The sequence below is a fragment of the Cupriavidus sp. CP313 genome (genome assembly GCF_054072015.1).
Genome location: NZ_JBSVZB010000046.1, coordinates 23,216 through 43,362 on the forward strand (window position 1 = coordinate 23,216; position 20,147 = coordinate 43,362).

The 20,147-nt window shown below is 62.3% G+C and carries 15 protein-coding genes and 4 pseudogenes; 5 read left to right on the forward strand and 14 right to left on the reverse strand.

What is annotated here, in order from left to right:
* Nucleotides 1–41 precede the first annotated feature (41 nt).
* The 9 genes from ACW4E8_RS37185 to ACW4E8_RS37225 form a co-directional block, all read right to left on the reverse strand.
* Nucleotides 42–1,160 (reverse strand): DUF294 nucleotidyltransferase-like domain-containing protein, encoded by a 1,119-nt coding sequence (locus ACW4E8_RS37185; RefSeq protein ID WP_456809051.1) that lies wholly within the window; start codon nt 1,158–1,160, stop codon nt 42–44.
* A gap of 14 nt (nt 1,161–1,174) precedes the next feature.
* Complete coding sequence (locus tag ACW4E8_RS37190) at nt 1,175–3,301, reverse strand: exonuclease domain-containing protein (RefSeq protein ID WP_456809067.1); 2,127 nt, start codon at nt 3,299–3,301, stop codon at nt 1,175–1,177.
* Nucleotides 3,302–3,351: 50 nt separating this feature from the next.
* Nucleotides 3,352–3,720: a response regulator gene (locus ACW4E8_RS37195; RefSeq protein WP_436225687.1), complete on the reverse strand. Its 369-nt coding sequence runs from the start codon at nt 3,718–3,720 to the stop codon at nt 3,352–3,354.
* Nucleotides 3,717–6,329, reverse strand: a complete 2,613-nt coding sequence (locus tag ACW4E8_RS37200) for an ATP-binding protein (RefSeq protein WP_456809052.1) — start codon at nt 6,327–6,329, stop codon at nt 3,717–3,719. The genes ACW4E8_RS37195 and ACW4E8_RS37200 overlap by 4 nt, the downstream gene beginning before the upstream one ends.
* 142 nt (nt 6,330–6,471) lie before the next feature.
* A complete protein-coding gene (locus tag ACW4E8_RS37205) occupies nt 6,472–6,720 on the reverse strand; it encodes a hypothetical protein (protein ID WP_114132015.1) in 249 nt (82 codons plus the stop codon).
* Between the two features lie 10 nt (nt 6,721–6,730).
* On the reverse strand, nt 6,731–8,398 hold the full coding sequence (locus ACW4E8_RS37210) for a cation acetate symporter (protein ID WP_114132016.1): 1,668 nt from the start codon (nt 8,396–8,398) through the stop codon (nt 6,731–6,733).
* Nucleotides 8,398–8,703 carry a DUF485 domain-containing protein gene (locus tag ACW4E8_RS37215; protein WP_114132017.1) on the reverse strand — a complete coding sequence of 102 codons (306 nt, stop codon included), beginning with the start codon at nt 8,701–8,703 and terminating at the stop codon, nt 8,398–8,400. Before ACW4E8_RS37215 ends, ACW4E8_RS37210 begins: the two co-directional genes overlap by 1 nt.
* A 589-nt stretch (nt 8,704–9,292) precedes the next feature.
* Nucleotides 9,293–9,652: a Bug family tripartite tricarboxylate transporter substrate binding protein gene (locus ACW4E8_RS37220; protein WP_456809068.1), complete on the reverse strand. Its 360-nt coding sequence runs from the start codon at nt 9,650–9,652 to the stop codon at nt 9,293–9,295.
* 11 nt (nt 9,653–9,663) lie between these two features.
* Entirely contained in the window at nt 9,664–10,104 is a 441-nt protein-coding gene (locus ACW4E8_RS37225) for a Bug family tripartite tricarboxylate transporter substrate binding protein (RefSeq protein WP_456809053.1), read from the reverse strand.
* A gap of 122 nt (nt 10,105–10,226) precedes the next feature.
* On the opposite strand from ACW4E8_RS37225, the gene ACW4E8_RS37230 reads away from it, so the two are divergent.
* Complete coding sequence (locus tag ACW4E8_RS37230; protein ID WP_435385376.1) at nt 10,227–10,502, forward strand: hypothetical protein; 276 nt, start codon at nt 10,227–10,229, stop codon at nt 10,500–10,502.
* A gap of 91 nt (nt 10,503–10,593) precedes the next feature.
* Here ACW4E8_RS37230 and ACW4E8_RS37235 read toward each other — a convergent pair.
* The 3 genes and pseudogenes from ACW4E8_RS37235 to ACW4E8_RS37245 all read right to left on the reverse strand — a co-directional run bounded on the left by ACW4E8_RS37235 (nt 10,594) and on the right by ACW4E8_RS37245 (nt 12,666).
* Nucleotides 10,594–11,686 (reverse strand): annotated as a pseudogene (locus tag ACW4E8_RS37235) (mechanosensitive ion channel family protein).
* Between the two features lie 66 nt (nt 11,687–11,752).
* On the reverse strand, nt 11,753–12,214 hold the full coding sequence (locus ACW4E8_RS37240) for a methyltransferase family protein (protein WP_456809054.1): 462 nt from the start codon (nt 12,212–12,214) through the stop codon (nt 11,753–11,755).
* A gap of 2 nt (nt 12,215–12,216) precedes the next feature.
* Nucleotides 12,217–12,666 carry a DUF1772 domain-containing protein gene (locus tag ACW4E8_RS37245; protein WP_456809055.1) on the reverse strand — a complete coding sequence of 150 codons (450 nt, stop codon included), beginning with the start codon at nt 12,664–12,666 and terminating at the stop codon, nt 12,217–12,219.
* 478 nt (nt 12,667–13,144) lie between these two features.
* Between ACW4E8_RS37245 and ACW4E8_RS37250 the strand changes: the two are divergent.
* Together ACW4E8_RS37250 and ACW4E8_RS37255 are read left to right on the forward strand one after the other, a co-directional pair.
* Nucleotides 13,145–13,252, forward strand: a pseudogene (locus ACW4E8_RS37250) (nucleotide pyrophosphohydrolase); the annotation flags it as partial.
* Between the two features lie 69 nt (nt 13,253–13,321).
* Nucleotides 13,322–13,801: a hypothetical protein gene (locus ACW4E8_RS37255; RefSeq protein WP_456809056.1), complete on the forward strand. Its 480-nt coding sequence runs from the start codon at nt 13,322–13,324 to the stop codon at nt 13,799–13,801.
* A gap of 140 nt (nt 13,802–13,941) precedes the next feature.
* On the opposite strand, the gene ACW4E8_RS37260 is transcribed toward ACW4E8_RS37255, so the two are convergent.
* Nucleotides 13,942–14,109 (reverse strand): hypothetical protein, encoded by a 168-nt coding sequence (locus ACW4E8_RS37260; protein WP_456809057.1) that lies wholly within the window; start codon nt 14,107–14,109, stop codon nt 13,942–13,944.
* A gap of 538 nt (nt 14,110–14,647) precedes the next feature.
* Here ACW4E8_RS37260 and ACW4E8_RS37265 point away from each other — a divergent pair.
* Complete coding sequence (locus ACW4E8_RS37265) at nt 14,648–16,459, forward strand: ABC transporter transmembrane domain-containing protein (protein ID WP_456809058.1); 1,812 nt, start codon at nt 14,648–14,650, stop codon at nt 16,457–16,459.
* 303 nt (nt 16,460–16,762) lie between these two features.
* On the opposite strand, the pseudogene ACW4E8_RS37270 reads toward ACW4E8_RS37265, so the two are convergent.
* Nucleotides 16,763–16,885: pseudogene (locus tag ACW4E8_RS37270) on the reverse strand (IS630 family transposase); the annotation flags it as partial.
* Between the two features lie 166 nt (nt 16,886–17,051).
* Here ACW4E8_RS37270 and ACW4E8_RS37275 point away from each other — a divergent pair.
* Nucleotides 17,052–19,963 (forward strand): annotated as a pseudogene (locus tag ACW4E8_RS37275) (Tn3 family transposase).
* Nucleotides 19,964–20,147 lie beyond the last annotated feature (184 nt).

Genomic DNA, 20,147 nt, shown 5'->3' on the forward strand with positions numbered 1-20,147 from the left:
CTGCCGTTTGATCCAAGTCCTCTATTTATAGCAGCCCGTGTTTAAATGCCCTGGCGGAACCCCAGGTAGTCCAGCGCCAGGTGCTTCTGCAAGGCGCGGGCCTGGCGCAAGGCGTCGAGCAAGGCGCGCCGCTCGCCCGCTTCCAGTTCGTTCGGATCCACGTGGTTGTGCATGGCCGCTCCGCGCTCGGAGCAGCGCTGCTGTGTCCTCAGGCGCAACATCTGGATGCAATCAAAGGCGCCTATCCACGCTTGTACCTCATGCGGCTCCAGGCGCCGCGCCTCACCGGCCCGCCTGAGGCGATCGGCCGTATTGCTGGTGCGGGCGCCGCAAGCCAGGCCATAGATGCGGGCCGCGTCGACGAACAGCGTCGCGGCGTCCAGTTTCAGATCGATCGTGCCGGTGAACTTTCCGCTCTTCGCCACAGCGAAGGTGCGCAGCACGCCGAGCGGTGCTTTGCGCCGCAATGCATTCTCGGTCATCTGGAACAGAAAGCGCGGGTTGTCCGGCGCCATCTCCGCGAGCCAGTCCGTTAGCGCCTGTGCAAGGTCGTGGGCGCCGTAAAGCGGCCTCAGGTCGAAGAAGATGGTCGCATTAAGCAGCGCCTGCGGATCGCCTTCGATGATCCAGCTCGCGAAGCGCTCTCGCCATTCATGCAGGTCGAGACACCACTGCGGATTGCTCGCCATGATCTGCCCGGTGCATAGCGGAAACCCGCAAGCATCGAGCGCTTCGTTGATGTGTAGCGCCAGCGGCAGCATCCGCTCGCGCAGTGCTTCGGCGCCGTCGCTGCCAGCCAGGATAATCCCATTGTCCTGGTCGCTCGACAGCGTCTGTTCCTGGCGGCCTTCGCTGCCGAGGGCGATCCAGCACCAGCGTACGTCCTGCATCCGCAGTCCGGCACTGGCCAGATCGATCACGCGCCGCGTCAACGCATCGTTCAGCGTCGAGATGAACCGCGTGAGCGGTTCCGCAGGCGCGAGCCCGGCCACGCGATGCCAGAGCGCCCGGATCTCCGCGGCTGCCCGCTGCAAGCCACCCAAGTCCGCCGCGACGACGATGCTGCGACGGGCACGCTCGATGTCTCGCATGAATGCGCCCCCTTCGACGGCGGCCGGGTCGGAAGCGACATCGGGAGGGATCGAGGGCGGGTCATGCATCGACTGTCCGCGCCTCAGTAGCGGATCCGCGCGTAGAGGGTCTGTTGCGCGGCGTCGCGTGCATCCTTGAGGGTGAAGATGCCTTTCTCCGCGAGCAGGGGGGTCATTTTGAGAAAGATCTCGCCGGTGACGATTGCGTCGCCCAGCGCGGTATGGCGGCCAATGATCGCCACACCGAGGCGGCTGGCGATCGCCTCCAGCGTGTGCTCAGCCTGGTTGGGGTGGATCACCTGCGATAGCAGCAGCGTATCGAGGACCGGTTGCGTGAAGGCCGTGCCAGTTCGTTCCTCCACCATTTGCAGGAACTTCATATCGAACGCGGCGTTGTGCGCAACGAGCACGGTGTCCGCGGCGAAACGGTGAAACTGCGGCAGCACGGTTTCGATCGATGGCTGGCCGTTGAGCATGGCGTGCGTGATGCCGTGAATCGCAATCGACTCGGCGCTCAGCGCGCCTCGCGGCCGGATAAGCTGGTCGAAGCTTTCCCGCTGCAGCAGCCGGCCATTGACGATCCGCAAGGCCCCGATCGAGATGATTTCATCGCCTGCGGCAGGCTCCAGTCCAGTGGTCTCGGTATCGAACACCGTGTAGTTGAGTTGCGAGAGCCGGCATTGGTCGATTTCGGTGTTCTGTCCCGGCTGGTGGAACAGGTCGAAATCGTAGAACTCCGGGCGGCCTTCCTGTGCCGGCGGGATGTCCAGCGCCGATCGAGGCTCGGAGAGCAGCAGCATCAGGCGGTAGCGCGCCACATCAGGAGATGGCCCGTGAGAACACACCGCCTCGCCGCCTTGACGCGCGATCAGGGCGCTCAGTGAGAGCGCTGTGCCGGTCGCGCTGATTTGCAATGGTGCATTCTCCCACACGCGCAGCGTGTCAGCGGTGAGTGGCGCGCCGCGCCAGGTGAGATCGAGATGGGCCAGCCGGCCGGCACGATATAGCCCGAAGCACAACTCGGTGACGCCGGCCTCGGTGGCGAGCCGCTGCGCAAGATAAGCCAGCGCCTGGGTCAGCGCGTAGCTGTCCACCTTGAGCCACAGCGTGGCGTCGACCGTATCGCTGGTGGCGACGCTAAGCGTCGGGCTGCCGATGCGCCGCAGCAGCAGCGCGAGCAGATCGGCGCCGCGCATTTCCTCAAGTTCCTGATGGCCGTCCATATCGGCGCCGCGCTGGTCCACGGCGCGGCCGATCTGGCACACCAGGCGCTTCGATTCGTCATCGATGATGCCGGTAAGCTGGGTCCGCTTCGCACCGCTCATCTCGGGGAACGTCTGGATGGTTTCCACCGCCGTACGGATATTCGCCAGCGTGGCGCGCGCATCTTGCGTGAGCGACTGCAGTAACGCATCGCGGCGGCTGTCGGCCTCGACGTTGCGGGTGATGTCTTCCAACGTCAGCACGAAGCCGTTGAGGGCATGCGCGCTGTCGAACACGGGTACCATGTGTGCGCGCACGATCTGGCCCTGCGAGAGCGTGGCGACGAATCCGGAGACCGGCCGCGCCACGCCGTCCCCGGGCTCGCGAAGCTGGTGCTGGATCTGTTCCAGCGCATGCAGGATGAGACCCCGCTCGATCACGCCGAACACGGAGCGGCCAAGGCCAATTGCCGCGCTACCCGCCGCGGGCGCGTTGCCCAGGCCAGCTTCGAGCAACTGCCTGGCGCTGTCGTTGTAGAGCAATATTCGTCCCTCGATATTGCAGACCAGCACGCTCAGCGCGAGCTCCGCCATGAGCGCGGCGAGGCGGTTCTTCTCTTCGGCCAGCGCGCGGTTGGCCAATTCGATCTTCTCCTGCACGTCGCCGTGCAGCGCCTGATGGGAGGCTGCCAGCAGGTTGACCTTGTCGATGAGGATGCGCACCTCGCGCGCGCCCTGTGGCGCGATGCGATGGCCAGGGTTGGCCGCGAGCAGCACGGCGTCTTCGGCCAGGCGCGCGAGCGGCGTCGGATAAGCGTCGAACAACGCTTTCAGGCCGAAGCCCAACGCGAATAGCAGCAGCGAGGCGAGGGCAATCCAGAGGGCGCCGCGCTGCAGCAGCAGTGCGCCTAGCCACGCGCGCTGGGCTTCCGGCAGGTCGACCGCGAGCGATAGCAGGATCGCGCCGACGAGAAACAGCTGCACCAGGAAGAGCAGCGCCAATGTCACGCCAAAGCGGTGTCCGGAAAGCCACTTTCGGATCATTCGAGGCCTCTCTGTCAGCTCGCGAGCAATGCGCGCACCTGCTCAACCAGTTCCTTGGTGGAAAACGGCTTGGTGATATAGGCATCGGCGCCCAGCGCGAGGCCCTTGCTCACCTCGAGGTCCCGCCCCTTCGCAGTTAGCATGACCACCTTGACCCGATCCCAGACGCTGTTTTCGCGGATCTTCTGGCAGACCTCGAAGCCGTTGCGCAGCGGCAGCATGATGTCGAGCAGGACGAGATCGGGCTGGAACGCGGTCATCTGCGCCAAGGCTTCTTCCCCATCGCGGGCAATGCCGACTTCATAACCGCTTTGCTGCATCAGGAATTCCAGGGAGATGACGATGTTCGGTTCGTCGTCGACGATGAGGACTTTGTGGGTCATGACGTGATCTCCGATGCGTTCGGCAGCGGCAGCGTGAATACGAACACCGCGCCGTTGCCTGGCGTCGACTCCAGCCACAGCGTACCGCCGAAATGGCGGATGATCTCCCGGCTGATCGGCAATCCGAGCCCGGTGCCCTGGGGCTTTCCCGCCAGCCTGTCGCCGCCCTGGCGGAACTTGTCGAAGATCAGCTCCCGATCCTGCGGACGCACGCCGCGGCCGTTGTCTCGCACGGCGACACGCAGATCGCCGCCCACCGCCTCCAGGCTCACCGCAACGCGGCCGTCCGCCCGATCGCAGAACTTCGCCGCATTCGACAGCAGGTTGAGCATCACCTGCATCAGACGGTCGGGGTCCGCCAATATGCGCGGGACCTGCGGCGGCAGCTGCAACTCAAGCTCAATGCGTTGATCCAGGAACATCTGCCGGGTGGCGCTCACCGCATCCTGGATCACTTGCTTCAAGTCTAGCGGTACGGCGTGCCATTCGGTGCTCCCGGATTCGATCTTGGCGAGGTCGAGCACGTTGTTGATGAGGCGCGTGAGGCGCTCGCTTTCCTTGATCACGATGTCGAGGTATTCGCTGCGCCTGGCGGCAGCTAGGTCGGGGTGATCGCGAAGGATTTCCGTGAACGCGCGGATCGACGTGAGTGGCGTGCGCAGCTCATGGGTCACGGTCGAAATGAAGTCGTCCTTCATGTGATCGAGTTCCGTAAGCCGCACGTTGGCTGCCTTGAGTTCGGCCGATGCCGTCTCCAGTTCGCGCGATTTCTGCTCCAGCTGCCGGCTGTAGGCGACCGCTTGCGAGGTCTCATCCAGTATTGCCATCACTTCATCCCGGCCGAGCGGCTCTTCATTGACCGCCGAGGCGATCATCGCGCGCGCCGATGCGGCGCCGATTGCACCGGCCAGCTGGATCTCCGCGAAATGCACCAGGTTGGCGTCGGCGGACGAGGCGCCCGCGCTGCCCTGCTCACGGTACCGCGCGTACGCTTCGTCGGCGCGAGCGGAGCCAAGGAAACGCCGCAACAACGCGAGCACGACCTCGACCGAAGCGCTGCCGCGCCACACGTGGGAACCCAGTGCGCCGCCGCTGTGCGCGTAGGCATCGACGAACAGGATGGCCTGCACCCGTTCCGCCGCGCTTTGCGGACTCGTGAGCGACACGCCGACGTAGCCGCCGACGTTCGCCAGCATGCTCCAGAACAGCGCATGCGAGACCGGGTCCAGCCCGTCCAGGCCGAACAGTTGCCGCGGCTTTAGCCACCCAATGCCGAACGGCCCGTATTCGACAAAGCTGGCCGGTAGCCAGCCGGACTGCGCAAACGATGGCAGCAGGAGCGTGTACGCCCAGAGCAGGAACCCTGCGCCCAGGCCGACCAGCGCGCCGCGCCGCGTGCCGTTTTTCCAATAGATGGCGCCCAGCATGGCCGGCGCGAACTGCGCAACGGCCGCAAATGAGATCAAGCCGATGGAGACCAGCGCGTACGCTTCGCCGGCAAGGCGGAAGTAGGCGTACCCGAGCATCATCAACAGCACGATTGCCGCGCGCCTGATCGCGAGCAGCAGCGCGCTGATATCGGCGCGATGGCCGATCCGCAGGGGCTTCAGGCGCAGCAGCAACGGCATCACAAGGTCATTGCAGACCATGGTGCTCAGCGCGATGGTTTCGACGATGACCATCCCGGTCGCGGCCGACAGCCCGCCGATGAACACGAGCAGCGTCAGCGCCGGGGAGCTTTCCTGCATCGGCAGCGCCAGCACGAACATATCCGGATCGACCTCGCCGCCAGGAAAGCGCATGACCCCTGCGAAGGCGATCGGCAGTACAAAGAGATTGATCGCCAGGAGGTACAAGGGCAGCAACCAGATGGCTTTCTTGAGATGGTTCTCGTCCACGTTCTCGACCACGGCGATCTGGAACTGTCGTGGCAGGAGCAGTATCGACAGCATGGACAAGAAGATCAGCGCGGCCCAGGCGCCGAACGTCACGGTGCCACTACCTGCCGCGTCGCCATCCAATGTCAGGAGCGCCATCAAGGCGGGAACCGCGCCGGCGCGCCCGAAAAGATCCCCGAAGCCGTCGTACATGCCGAAGGTGACGAAGACCCCTACCGAGACAAAGGCGGCCAGCTTTACCAGCGATTCAAATGCAATCGCGGCGACCATGCCCTCGTGGCGCTCTGCCGCATCGATGTGGCGGGTGCCGAACAGGATGGTGAACATCGCCAGCATCAGCGCGAGGTATAGCGTCGTGTCCGACCACAGCGGCCCTGCCATGCCGCGCCGGATGCCGATGTTGGCGGAATGGACCAGTACCGCCACGCTTGCCGAGACGGCCTTTAGTTGCAGCGCAATATAGGGCACGATGCCCACCACTGACACCAAAGTGACAAGGCCGCCGAGCAGCGCGCTCTTGCCGTAACGCGAAGCGAGGAAATCGGCAATCGACGTGATGCGGTTGTTCTTGCTGATACGGATGATCTTGCGCAGCACGGTCCACCAAAGCGCCGCCATCAGCGTGGGGCCAAGGTAGATGGGCAGAAAGCCGATGCCGCTGACGGCGGCGCGGCCGACGCTGCCGTAGTATGTCCACGAGGTGGCGTACACGGCCAGCGACAACGCATAGAGGTAGGGATTGTTGATGATGCTGGTGCCCGCATCCGAGCGCCTGTCGCCGTAATACGCAATGGCAAACAGCATGCCAAGGTACGCGAACGACGCCAGCGCAACGACCCAGCCCTGCAGCATGTCAGTCCCTCGGCACAGAAGTGGGTGGAGCGGACTGGTGGTTTCCTTTCCGTGGCGCTCCCTGTTCTACGGTGAATGCCAGCAGACCGATCAGTATCGCCCATGCGGCGAACAGGTAGCCGTACAACAGCGGGATGCCGAACCAGGTAAGCGTATCGTTGAACAGGGCTAGCAGCGGGTAGTTGAACAGCAGCCAGCCCAGGGCAAACAGCGCGATCAGACGGTGTCCGACAAGGGTGCGACGCAGCATGAAGCTCCCTTCAGTGGCCGGAAGCGCCAGCCGCGCCGATGCCGGTTTCCGACCGGACTCTCTGCGCCTCGTACCCTGCCCGGTCGATGCGGGCACGATCGCTCTTGTCGAGCATTGAGAACAGCCAGATGCCGACGAAGCCGGCGGTCATCGAAAACAGGGCGGGGGATGTGTACGGAAAGATCGCATCCTTGTAGCCGAATACATCCACCCAGACCGACTTGGAAACGATGGTCAGGCCGACCGCGGTAACCAGGCCGAGAAAGCCGCCGATGGTTGCGCCGCGTGTGGTGCAATCTTTCCACAGCACAGCCATGAACAGCACGGGGAAGGTGGCCGATGCCGCAACGGCAAAGGCCAGCGACACCATGAAGGCGATGTTCTGCTTCTCGAACGCGATCCCGAGAATTACCGCCACGATGCCGAGCGCGATTGTCGTCAGCCGTGAAACCCGCAGTTCCTTGTCGCTGGTTGCTTGGCCCTTCTTGAACACGGTCGCGTAGAGATCGTGCGACACAGCGGTGGCGCCAGACAGCGTCAACCCGGCGACCACGGCAAGAATCGTGGCGAAGGCCACGGCGGAGATGAAGCCGAGGAACACGTTGCCGCCGACGGCGTTCGCAAGGTGGATGGCCGCCATGTTGTTGCCGCCCAGCAAGCCGCCTAGCCCATCCTTGTACACCGGGTTGGTGCTGACCAGCACGATGGCGCCAAAGCCAATAATGAATGTCAGGAGGTAGAAGTAGGCGATCCAGGTGGTCGCCCAGAACACGGATTTGCGTGCTTCCTTGGCGCTTGGCACGGTGAAGAATCGCATCAGGATGTGCGGCAGGCCAGCTGTGCCGAACATCAGCGCCATGCCGAATGAAATCGCGGAGATCGGATCCTTGATGAAGGTACCGGGCCCCATGATGGCGTCCTTCTTGGCATGAATGTCGACCGCCTTGGCAAACAGCGCCTCGGGATTGAGATGAAACTGCGCCAGCACCATGAATGCCATGAAGCTTGCGCCGGCTAGCAGCAGGCCGGCCTTGATGATCTGGACCCATGTGGTCGCCGTCATGCCCCCAAACAGGACATAGACCATCATCAGGGTGCCGACGATCACCACGGCGAGCCAGTATTCCAGGCCGAACAGCAACTTGATCAGCTGTCCGGCGCCGACCATCTGGGCGATCAGGTAGAAGGCCACCACCACCAGCGTGCCCGATGCCGCGAAGACACGGATAGGCGTCTGCTTGAAGCGATAGGCAGCCACGTCGGCGAAGGTGAAGCGACCGAGGTTACGCAGTCGCTCGGCCATCAGGAAGGTAATAACGGGCCAGCCAACCAGGAAGCCGATCGAATAGATCAGGCCGTCATAGCCGTTCGAGTAGACCGCGGCCGATATTCCGAGAAAAGAGGCCGCGGACATGTAGTCGCCCGCGATGGCCAGCCCGTTCTGGAAGCCGGTGATGCCGCCGCCGGCCGTATAGAAATCCGCGGCGGACTTTGTCTTGCTGGCGGCCCATTTCGTGATGAACAGGGTGAGCACCACAAAGACAGCGAACATGGAAATCGCCGTCCAGTTGGTCGGCTGCTTTTGCATTTGACCAAGGTCGCCACCGGCTCCCCAGGCCGCGCCGGCCACGGCAAACAGCGCCACCACTGTGGATAGGATGCGGTCCCGGGGCGACATTACAGCACCTCCTTGCGGATTTGAGCCGTCAGGTCGTCGAATTCGCGATTGGCGCGCCCGACGTATATGCCGGTAACTGCCACGGTAAAAACGATGACAAAGAGTCCGATCGGGATACCCCAGGTCATCACGCCGTCGCCGATCCTGGCGGAAAGCAAGGTCTTGCCGAATGCAACCAGGAGGATGTAGCCGTAGTACACGACCATCATCATGCCAGCGAGCACCCATCCATAGGTGGAACGGGTCGAAACCAGCCGCTGATAGTTTGGATTGGACCGTATCCGTTGAACGAGATCTTCTTCCATGTTTTATCTCCGGTTCTCGGGGCGGGAGGCGCGCTTCCGATGCCTTGGATTGATCCAAGCTGGATTTCCCCACCGATGTCACGGTCGGCTTCGGCCGTTACCGGCACGATGCGATCCAGCACCAGGCGGGATTGCGTTGCAGCACCGCTATCCGTCTCCAGTCTTTATGTCTTATGCCGAACAGCGGCAACAATCAATGGCGATGTGGACGCGGCCCTTGGTCAAGTGACTTAAGGCCTATCTCCCCGGCGCTCGCGCTCACGGCATCTAGGGGCGGCTCGCGACAAGCGCGCGATGGCTCGGCGGCCGGCTTCCCGCCGGTCGTGTGAAAGGGGGGTGTGCTCGCCGGCTTCGGCGCTGGCGGGGGAAGTGCTCGTGCTCGGCGGCGAGATGGCGGAAATGGCTGGATAGATACGGCTACAGTCGCCGCGCGCGCATGGAGCGCCCCCCGGCATCCGCTAGATGATGGACGAATCGTCGTTCAGGAACTCATTGTCACGCAAGCTGGCCGGAGCGGACGTCGGGCCGGGGGCGGGTCGATGCCATAGCCGAATCCGCCGGTGCCGCCCTCTCCCATCCCCTGACGCCCCTATTCCGGCTGGATGCCCGCCGTCTTGATGATCTTGCCCCAGCGCTCCAGCTCCGCGGCCTGGAACTTGGCGAGCTCGTCCGGCGATGACACCTTCACCTCCATTCCGTTTTCGGCCACATAGTGGCGGACCGTCTCTCTCGCCATGGCTTTGCGCATCAGTTCGTTGAGCCGGTTGATGATGGGCGCCGGCGTACCGGCGCGCGCGTAGAGCGCGTTCCAGTAGCCAAATTCGTAGCCGGACACGCCTTGTTCGGCGATCGGTACGTTGGGCAGCAGGGAAGAGCGCTGCGGGCTGCTGACCCCCAGCGCGCGCAGCGCTTGCCAGCCTTGACCTGGGGCAGGCTGGTGGTCAGGTATCGACGATCATGTCATCGGGTCTGGCCTGCCACGAGGTCGATCACGGCGGGCGGGTTGGCGGCCTTGTACGGGACGTAGGTGAGCTTGGTCCCCGTCATGTGCTGGACCTGCTCGGTGGCGACGCGCGCCGACGACGAGCCCAAGCCGAAGGTCAGCTTGCCTGGTTCCTTCTTCGAGAGCGCGATGAACTGAGGTACGGTCTTGGCCTTTACGTTGGGGTTCGCGACCATCAGCATATAGCCCTGCACGAGCTGGCCGATCGGCGCGAAATCCTCGATGGGGTTGTAAGGGAGGTTCTTGACGAGGTGCGGGTTGGCGGCCTGCGTCGTGTTGGTGGTCATGAACAGCGTGTAGTCGTCGGGTGCCGAGCGCGCGACCAGCTGCGCGGCGATGCCGCCGAACGCGCCGGGGCGGCTGTCGACGACCACGGGCTGGCCTGTCTCCTTGGTCATCTACGCCGGAAGTGAAGGCCGGTAAAGCGCTCCCGGTGAGCCGGTGCACTGTCGCGCCTTGCCCCGCAGAACCGACTCGCCCCAGCTAAGCCTATCGGGCGTCGACGCGGCCTAAACTCCTCATGGCGTATTTCACCACGGGCGCAGCCGACGTGTTGCCGTCCGGCCTATTCGAAGTTGCTGGCCACCGCATTCTGCGCGGTACCATCTTCGGACTTGCCGTCGAAGAGAAGGCTTGCCCGACGCCACTGAATGCGGCGTTTCACTACCTCGAGGTCAAGCAGTTTGACGATATCGCGTGGAGTTGGCGATCGGAGAAAACTGTACCCGAATCGATCCCTCGCCAACTCCTCATAACCCCTCCGCAGAATGGAGTTGTTTCTGATCTCGTCTTCTAGCTAGAGCGTTCGGCGAAAGCAGCATCCAATTGCCAAAGCGAATCCATCTGAAAGAGTGGTGGTGAACCTGAGGCCGTGTCATGCCGGGACTTCAGGCCGAAGCTTCGCCACTGGTCTTCCCGGCAGCCGATGTCGCGGAACTGGCCGCCTCGCCTTCAACAGGCAGCCGCGGCAGAAATTGCGGGTACTCGCGTTGCATGAAGGCGATCAGTCCTTCACGGATCGCGCAGCGCAAGTCCCACGCGAGGCCAGAGGACGCCGCCGTGCATAGCACGCGCAGTTGCATGGTTCTTTCCGTGGTATCACTGACCACGAGGTTGAAAAACCTGCGGTCCCATTCGGGACACGCCTGCACAATGCGCTCGAGTTCGGCGCGCAGCGGCGCCAGCGGCATGCCGTAGTCCACATGGAAGAAGACCGATCCCATGATCTGCGCACTATTTCGGGTCCAGTTCTGGAACGGCTTCTCGATGAAGTACTTCAGGGGGACGATAAGCCGCCGTTCATCCCGTATCTGTAGCACGACGTAGGTGCTGGTGATCTCTTCCACGCGTCCCCGTTCACCCTCGATGATCAGCACATCGTCAAGCCGGATTGGCTGGGTCAGCGCCAACTGCAACCCCCCGATCATACTGCTGAACACGGGCTTGGCGGCAAAGCCGGCGACGATGCCGACACCCCGGCCGACGCCAGCAGACTCGCGCCAACCTGTCGTGCGTCCGGGAAGGTCATCAACCGCATCGCGCGCCCATGACGATGACGATCGTCATCGCGATACGCGAGCTGACGTGTGTCTGGGTATGGATGCGCCGCGGGCCCATATTGTCCGAGACATCGACGGGGTGCTGGTCCAGAATGCCCTCGGCGAAGCCTGCAATGATCCGCACCACCAGCCAGGTGATCGACGCGATCATCAATAGATCGTTGAGGTGTCGCAGGCTGTCGATCCAGGGCAGGTCGTCAGGCGCCGCCTGCCAGGTCGACTGCAGCAGCAAAAGGGGCAGTACAGCCCTGGCCGGCGCGCGCGCCTTGACGACGATCGCACGCAGCAGTGGCGCATGCCGTGTCATGCGCAACAGCAGCAGTCCTCCCAGACGATGCGCGAGCAAGCCGACCAGGATCGCGGCCAAGGCACCCATCGCCGTGCCGAACCAGGAATGACGAACGATGATTCCAATATCCATCAGTCGAATCCTTTATCCTGTTCACAGGGAATATGGACATTGCAAGCTCGATGAAGGGGGTATGCGTCACAGCCACCGACGAACTCTCCCCTTGTATGCAACGTACTGTGCACCGAAAAGCGACGAAAGCACGCGCTCCTCGGGCGCGATCTGGAACCGGTTGATGTAGAGCACGAACATAGGCAGAAATGGCAGAGCCAGCCAGTTTGACAAGTACACCGCCCACGCGGACAGGTACAGCAGCAGGCTCAGGTACATGGGATTGCGCGTGAAGCGAAACACCCCGTCAGCGACCAGCGACGACGCAGCATCGGCCTTGATCGGGTTCATTGTGGTCTTCGCCCGCAGGAATGAAACCATGGCCGAGACCCCGAGAACCGCGCCAGCGCAAGCAATGGCCACTCCGACACCTACGCGAAGTCCGAACGGAACATCAACTGGGGCATTCAACCGGGATGCCAGCCACATGAGCAAGCCAGTCAGCAACGCAACGACTGGTGGCGGGATTTTCAGTTCAAGCGAGTCCATGGCTACGAAGGTGAGGCTCCACCCAATTGCCACACATCGATGCCGGAGGCGACAAGACTAAATGCCGTGCGTATTCCAGGCAGTCTGGCCCCTTTCTGCAAGAGTTCGCGGGTCTCCACCGAAGATAGATCGCGATCCGGCTCAAGAATCTTATGGTTGGTGGGCATTACGACGAGGAACGTATACGGCACGACAGCTCCGATCAGTAACGCGGCGACTAGCCACCAGATACTGGCACCCAAAAGCCATGCCGTCACTCCACTCAGCAAGCTGACCAGCGCCAACGGAGCCTGCATGAGCGTGGCGCGCTTATAGCTGGGCGCCCACTGCTGTGCCGCAGACTTCGTCTCAAGCACCATTCGCGCGGGATGCTCAACCACGTTGACATACAAGGCCGCCCCGGCGAACAGCATCGCAGCGAATGCGGTAATCATCTGCAGTGCGTGGCTCATCACATCCTCCGTGAAGCCTACCTCCAACTATGATGAAAATTCGGGGAGGGGGGCCCACAGGGAGCTTGTACGCCCGTGCGCGAGCAGAGGGGTACGGATGCGGCAGGCCGATCCGCAGGGTGCCGGTATGGTCGCGCGGCAGTTCTGCTGTTGGCCGCCGAATACTCATTAATGTGCGGCCGGAACTGCATTCATAGAACTTTATGAAAACGCTAAGAATTTTTAATTATCATTAATGGGGCGGCGATTCTGCCCGAAGCGTAGGGCGATTAGCGACCGACGCCGACTACCGCGAGAACCAAGCACAGGCCCAACGCAATTGGGCTGGGGCGCACCCGTAGTATTGGCGTGAGTACCGCAAGCTCGACCGCGTGTATGCGGCCCGCAACCGAGCGACGGAACAACACGAATCGCGTTGCAAAGATGGATGCGTGGAAGCGGCTACGCTACGGTGATGGGCCAATGAAGAAGGGCATTCTATTTGGCGCAGCTGGTAACAGTGCTGGGTGCCGACCTGGATGCGGCTGTGCGGGCGAAGATGGCTCTGAATGAAGAAAAGTACCCGGTGGTCGAGGCTGCCCCATAAACAGTAGCGATCGAGCTCTGGAATCGCTAGCACAGCCGTTCGTGTAACGCATACACTTTTGATCGCATCATGCTTGTCTTTCTTGATACCGAGTTCACAGATTTCATCGACTGCGAGCTGATCAGCATCGGCATGGTGACAGCGGATGGTCGAGACTTCTACGCTGAAGTACAGGGCTTTGACATCGCTAAATGCAGCGAATTCGTACGGGGCGCCGTATGTGAAGTCCTCGGGCAATCCGTCAATGCCAGTATTTTGCGCGCCGCCCTTCCTGAGCGGATTCGCGCTTGGCTTGCGAGTCTATCGACTAGCGCGGTGGTGGCCTGCGACAGCTTCATAGACTGGGAACTTTTATTGGACGCATTGAGCAATGAATTTCCCCCTAATATCGTAGGACGTTACGATCTGGGGCCTTTGGCCACACTGCCGCAATTCCAGCGAGCGGTCGCTGAATATCATGCGGAGGCGGGACATCCATGGCATCACGCATTGCACGACGCCCATGCGCATCGAGCTGGGTGGCTTGCCATCGGTGCTTCGAGAAATTAAAACTAGGCCAATCTTGGTCGAGCATGCCTTTGAGGAGACCGCGCCAAAGCGGGGGCAAACGACCGTACCGCTTCTGATAGGCCAGTGAGCCACCTAGAATGCGCCCATGGCATCTGATATCCAGCCGCGATCGCCGTCCTTCAGCTCCGAATTGCGCTGTGCAGCCTGAGTCCGCCGGTTTTGGGGATCGGAACGAAGCGATCGGTCAGGTAAAGCGTGCTGTATTCGACTGCAAAGCCCCAATGGAGGGTGGTGACGTTACTCGTTCTGACACTGTTGAACTGGCGAGCCGCGGGGTCGTAGTTCAAGTTGTCAGACTCTTTGCTCGTTGGGACGGCAACGCTGACGCCCGCTGTCACGCCGAACGGGCGCAGTCACGCCAGGGATTCTGGTAACGCTCCAAAACCCTGTCCTACATAAAGGCTCGGTGCAATGGTGGCAGGTGCATTTGCGCCGATCCGCTGGGCACCACTGTGTGGCAAGCCGAAGATCAGCGAGCCCGCGACGAGGGTTTCATTGAGATCGTTCTCGTAGAGTGCGCCGGCGCGCGACCGGCTGCTGACAGTCACGGCGTAACGACAGCGGGCGCCGCACCCACAACCGGCAACGCGGCAGCGACAGAGCACTACCGACCGAACACGAGCCGTTTCGGCAGTCGATCACGCCCAACCGTAAAACCGCAAGCGCGATCACATGCGCCGGATCGTGACAAGTTCTTTTCCGACGGCCCGCAGGGCTATATCGACTACCCTGTCCTGGGGCAAACAGCGGTAAACCATGCACTTCGCATCCATGCTTACGGCGGCCCCGAGGCCGTCTCGATCGATCAGGTGAACAGGAATCCACATGCCAGATGTCGCCCCGTCTACTCCGCGTATCAGTCCACTGTTCGCCCTGTTGCCCTTCCTGCGCCCTTATGCCGGTCGCTGGGCGCTCGCATTCCTTGCGCTTGTGACGTCGGCGGCTGCCACCCTGGTGTTGCCGGTGGCGTTCAAATACCTGATCGATCGTGGCTTCGCCGGGGGCGACCGGACGCACATCGATCGCTACTTCTTCGCGCTATTCGTCGTTTCGCTGGTTCTGGCCGGCACCACGGCGCTGCGCTTCTATCTCGTGTCATGGCTGGGCGAGCGGGTCACGGCCGACTTGCGGCGTGCGGTCTACGATCACGTGCTGGGGATGAGTCCGCAGTTCTTCGAGACCACGCAGACCGGCGAGGTGCTGTCACGGCTGACCGCCGACACCACATTGATCCAGACGGTGGTGGGCACCAGCCTGTCGCTGGGATTGCGCAACTTCTTCCTGTTGACCGGTGGTGTGACGATGCTGGCGGTAACGAGCCCGGTGCTGTCCGGCTACATCATCGTGACGCTGATCGTGGTGGTCGCGCCCATTGTGATCTTCGGCCGACGCGTGCGGCGGCTCTCGCGTGCGAGCCAGGACAAGATCGCGAACACGAGCGCGCTGGCGGACGAGGTGCTCAATGCCATGCCGACCGTACAGTCGTATACGCAGGAGCCATTCGAGGCGCGGCGGTTTGCCGGCGCGGTGGAGGCGGCCTTCGAGACCGCGCTCACGCGCATTCGCGCGCGTGCCTGGTTGACCGCCGTAGTTATCGTGCTGGTGTTCGCCGCGATCGTGTTCGTGCTGTGGATCGGGGCGCAGGCGGTGCTGGCCGGGCGGATGACGGCGGGCCAGTTGTCCCAGTTCATCCTCTACGCCGTGTTCACGGCGGGCGCCGTGGGCGCAGTCGCCGAAGTGTGGGGCGATCTGCAGCGCGCTGCCGGCGCCACCGAACGTTTGCTGCAATTGCTAGCTGCGCGCTCACCGGTGGTGGAGGCTGAGACCACGGTCGCGCTGACTGCGCGAGGCGAGGGCATCCGCTTCGACAACGTCGGCTTCTCGTATCCATCGCGCCCTGGCATTGCCGCGCTCTCCGCACTCTCGCTCGATGTCCGTCCGGGCGAACATGTCGCATTGGTCGGCCCGTCCGGCGCGGGTAAGACCACGCTGTTCCAGTTGCTGCTGCGTTTTTACGACCCGCAGTCTGGCCGCATTCTGATCAACGGCGTCCCGACGCGCGATGTGCCGCTCGTCGAATTGCGCAAGGAAATCGGCGTGGTACTGCAGGAATCGGTCATCTTTTCAGGCAGCGTGCTCGACAACATCCGCTACGGCGCGCCCGAAGCTACACTCGCTCAAGTACAGCAGGCCGCCGAAATGGCCGCTGCGGCAGGATTTATCGAAGAACTGCCGCAACGCTACGATACGTTTCTCGGCGAGCGCGGGGTGCGGCTCTCTGGTGGACAGCGTCAGCGCATCGCGATTGCCCGCGCGATTCTGAAGAATCCGCCCATCCTGCTGCTCGACGAGGCCACCAGCGCGCTCGATGCCGCCAGTGAACGACTGGTCCAACTGGCACTGGACAATGCCGCGCAGAATCGCACCACGCTGGTCATCGCGCACCGCCTCGCTACCGTACAACAAGCCGACCGCATTGTCGTGCTGGAGCAGGGCCGCATCGTCGCGCAAGGCCGTCACGCCGATCTCATTCAGACCTCGCCGCTCTATGCGCAGCTTGCCGCCCTGCAGTTCGGCGAGCCGCCGCGGCAGACGGCACAACGCGGCGCTGTGCGCGATCACGTCGACTCCGGGTGAATTACCGCACGTCCTATCGTGTTTTTGGATGAGACTCAATATCGGCTACCCGCGCGCTGCGTTCGCATAACGTCCGAGGCGACGAAGTTTCCCCGCCCAAAACTAACTAACCAATCAATTATTTAGTCGGGTCGCCTGCGCCCAGCGAGTTTGCGCGTCAGCACAAGCTTCGCTTCGTGTCGCCCAGGAATTGACTGACTGTTTAATAAGGTTCGCACGTGAAAATCCGAACGAAAACGAGGCCCAATACCGCAGCGGGGCGACATGTCCGCGATGACGCCGCGTCCGGGCGCGAATGCCACGGTCCTTGGGCGTACTTCGATCAATCTCCCGCAAGAAGCGCAGCCACTCTTGGTGTCGATGCTTTGTCATGCACTGACCAATGACACTTCCATCGAGGGTGTTCATCGCCGCGAACAAGGTCGTCCGTGGCGCGCCGCCTGGGGTAGCTTTGATTTCGGTGCAATTTACGACGGTTCACAAACCTAACCCAGGTCTGGGCCATCGAGCCTAAGTTCTTGATTTTCTGAGATTTGCTGTTCGCCTTTGCTTGACGTATCGTGTTTGGCCCACCGCACGGGAGGCGCACGAGATGCAAGGCTGGCAGAGCACGTACTTAGGCGCGCGGGAGGTGCCGCGTGAACTCAGCAGTTTCGAATTGCAGGCGTTTTTCACATACAGCCGCGCCGAGCACGAACTAATCGGGCGACGACGCGGCTCGATGATGAAGCTGGGGCTGGCGCTGCACGTCGGCTTCCTGCGCATGACCGGTTGCCCATTGAATGCGTTCGGGATCCTACCGCCGGTCCTGCTTCGCCATCTAGCTATTGAGCTAGATATCGACACACCCGATTTAGCTTCGTTACGGGCGCTTTATGCTCGCGGCGAACGTTATCCGACCATCAGCTCTTAGCTTGCCAGACGCTCGGATTTCGCTGGATGGTGGCACACCAGCGCCCGGCCCTTGTGCGGGCGTTGCGCGACGAAGTATTGCGTTGCGGAGATCGGGAACGACTGCTGTCGTATGCCCGCCAGTGGCTGTATCAGCACCGATTGATCATCTTCCACGAGCGCGCCCTTCGAAGTCTTGTCGCGTCGGCATTGACCGAGCTTGAGGCGAGCGCCGCTGCCTCGATACACTCGACTGTCCCGCCCGCTACCTGGCCACGATGGGTAGCCGCAATGGAACAAGTACGACCAGATGGTCAGCACATCCAGAACTGGCTGTGGGCTGTCCCGGCGAAGCACTCGACGCGACAGTTCTCCCAAGTGCTCGAACGTATCGAATGGCTAGTCGGAATTGGCGTCGCCCGCCATCCAATCGGCCTCAACGATGTTCTGGTGCGCCGCTTTGCGCATCGCTTGGCGGCTCGGTCGCCATCGCTCAGCGCAAGAATCAAGGAGCCGGCACGCACCCTCGAGGTGGGCTGCTTCCTACGATATTGCCTGCTCACTGCCACTGATCAATTGATCCTCATGTTTCAGCGCCGCGTGGCAGATCTATGGCGGCGGAGTGCCGACGGTGTAACGGCTCCCGTCGACTGGGCCGCGCAGTACCGGCAACTGCTCGACGAGCTAGCCAGCTTGAATAGCGATGCGAGTATTTCAGATGCGGAGTTGCGCTCGCATCTGGCTCAGCTGGTAGCCGGCAAGCTTACTCAGCGCATACCGAGCCGGTCGTCTGCGATCAGGCAGTGGCTGATCGACGCCGTTAGGCCGGTGCGCGCGTTACTAGTGGCCATCGCGAAGCTACCCTGGCAAGCCATCGGAGAACACCCAGTAATCGACGCTTTGGGCAAGCTGCGCGACCTGTATGCGAAGGGCGATCGACGCTTACCCGATGATGTGACCGCTCCTCGCCTAGGGCAGGCCTGGCTCGAGGCCGTCAGCGGTGCGGATCGCGAGCGCGCCTTCCGAGCATTTGAAGTCGCCACCCTGTTTGCCTTACGTCGGGCCGTTCGCAACGGCTCAGTTTGGATCGAGCATTCATTGAGCTTCCGAGGTCGAGAGCGCTTATTTCTGCCTGCCGAGCGTTGGCAGGCTGAGGCTCGGCGACACCTTACGCGGCTGTCGCTGCCAGCCCAAGCTGACGACTTCCTCAGGCCGTTACTTGAGCGCGTGCGCACAGGCATTGCCGCAGTGGCGGCAGCGACGCGCACTGGCACGCTACGCGTTGATGACGAGTTGCACCTGGCACCACTAGCGGCACAGGAAGAGGATCCTGAGGTCTCAAGGATGCGGGCCCGCCTTGACCACCACATCGGCGATGTCCAGCTACCTGAGGTCATCCTGGCAGTGGACGCCCAGGCGCGCTTCAGCTGGCACATGCTCGGCCGCGAACCCCGGTCTGAGCAGGAGCTGTTGATGGTCTACGCCGGCATCCTGTCGCATGGTACGAGTCTGACGGCAGCCGAGTGTGCCAGGATGATTCCGCAATTGTCGGCCGCAAGCATTCGCCAAGCCATGCGCTGGGCGGGCGATGAGCGGCGACTGGCCCAGGCTTGTAAGGCAGTTCTGGAGTTCATGCACCGCCATCCGATCGCGGCAAGTTGGGGCCGGTCGGATCTCGCCTCCTCGGACATGATGAGCTTGGAAACGAGTCAGCGTGTCTGGCAGGCTCGGCAAGACCCACGGCGGCACACCGCCTCGGTCGGCATCTATACTCACGTTCGAGATCGGTGGGGGATCTTCCACGCCCAGCCGATTGTGCTCAACGAAAGGCAGGCCGGCGCGGCAATCGAGGGCGTTATTCGGCAGGAGCGAATCGAGACCACGCAATTGGCAGTCGACACCCACGGCTATACGGACTTTGCCATGGCCTTGGCCAGGCTTCTGGGATTCGATCTCTGCCCGCGGTTGCGCGAGCTTAAGCAGCGTCGGCTATTCGTACCCCGCGGAACCGCTATCCCCGATGAGATCGCAACCGTTTGCCTCGCCAACGTGGATACTGCGGCCATCGAGGCACATTGGGACTCCTTGGTGCATCTGGCGGCCTCGGTGATGTCGGGACACGCCAGTGCGGTGGCAGTGCTGGGCCGCTTTGGCTCGGCCGCCCGTGGTGAGCCGCTCTACGAAGCTGGCGTGCAGTTGGGTAAGCTGCTGCGCACCGCCTTCCTGGCCGACTACTTCGTCAATGCCTGCTTTCGGCGTGAGTTGTTGCGAGTGCTCAATCGCGGTGAGGCGGTCAACTCACTGAAGCGGGCAATTTATACAGGTCGAATCTCGGCGGCCCAAGCCAAACGCACAGACGAGGTGCAAGCCGTTGCCGACGCGTTGAGCCTGTTGACAAATATTCTGATGGCGTGGAATACCGCCCAGATGCAGTCGATGCTCGAACAGCAGATGAGCCGGCGGCAGCCCGTGCCATCCGAGTTGTTTGGACATATCGCGCCAACGAGGTTGGAGGGCATCAACTTGCGAGGCGTCTATCGCTTCCCGATTGAGCATTACACCGGACAGCTGCTGCCGTCCCAGACAGCACCCAAAACAAGGGCTGCAAGCTGAAATGAGACTTGCTTTGCCCCCAACTTTGCACGATCGCAGGGAGGGAGTAAATACATTTATAATCAACGATTCACACCGATGACCCCGCGCAAAACCTGGGTTCGCAAACCGTCGTAAATCGCAGTAGGCCGGAAGCGCCCTTGCATGGCGAGGAGATGAGCACGCAGTGCGGGTGCTCATGGGT

Excerpts from the sequence above, each read along its gene's own strand:
- ACW4E8_RS37185 (WP_456809051.1), bottom strand. The coding sequence starts at position 1,160 with ATGCATGACCCGCCCTCGATCCCTCCCGATGTCGCTTCCGACCCGGCC.
- ACW4E8_RS37230 (WP_435385376.1), top strand. The coding sequence starts at position 10,227 with ATGGCGTATTTCACCACGGGCGCAGCCGACGTGTTGCCGTCCGGCCTA.
- ACW4E8_RS37215 (WP_114132017.1), bottom strand. The coding sequence starts at position 8,703 with ATGGAAGAAGATCTCGTTCAACGGATACGGTCCAATCCAAACTATCAG.
- ACW4E8_RS37205 (WP_114132015.1), bottom strand. The coding sequence starts at position 6,720 with ATGCTGCGTCGCACCCTTGTCGGACACCGTCTGATCGCGCTGTTTGCC.
- ACW4E8_RS37265 (WP_456809058.1), top strand. The coding sequence starts at position 14,648 with ATGCCAGATGTCGCCCCGTCTACTCCGCGTATCAGTCCACTGTTCGCC.
- ACW4E8_RS37210 (WP_114132016.1), bottom strand. The coding sequence starts at position 8,398 with ATGTCGCCCCGGGACCGCATCCTATCCACAGTGGTGGCGCTGTTTGCC.
- ACW4E8_RS37255 (WP_456809056.1), top strand. The coding sequence starts at position 13,322 with ATGCTTGTCTTTCTTGATACCGAGTTCACAGATTTCATCGACTGCGAG.
- ACW4E8_RS37195 (WP_436225687.1), bottom strand. The coding sequence starts at position 3,720 with ATGACCCACAAAGTCCTCATCGTCGACGACGAACCGAACATCGTCATC.
- ACW4E8_RS37245 (WP_456809055.1), bottom strand. The coding sequence starts at position 12,666 with ATGAGCCACGCACTGCAGATGATTACCGCATTCGCTGCGATGCTGTTC.
- ACW4E8_RS37225 (WP_456809053.1), bottom strand. The coding sequence starts at position 10,104 with ATGACCAAGGAGACAGGCCAGCCCGTGGTCGTCGACAGCCGCCCCGGC.
- ACW4E8_RS37240 (WP_456809054.1), bottom strand. The coding sequence starts at position 12,214 with ATGGACTCGCTTGAACTGAAAATCCCGCCACCAGTCGTTGCGTTGCTG.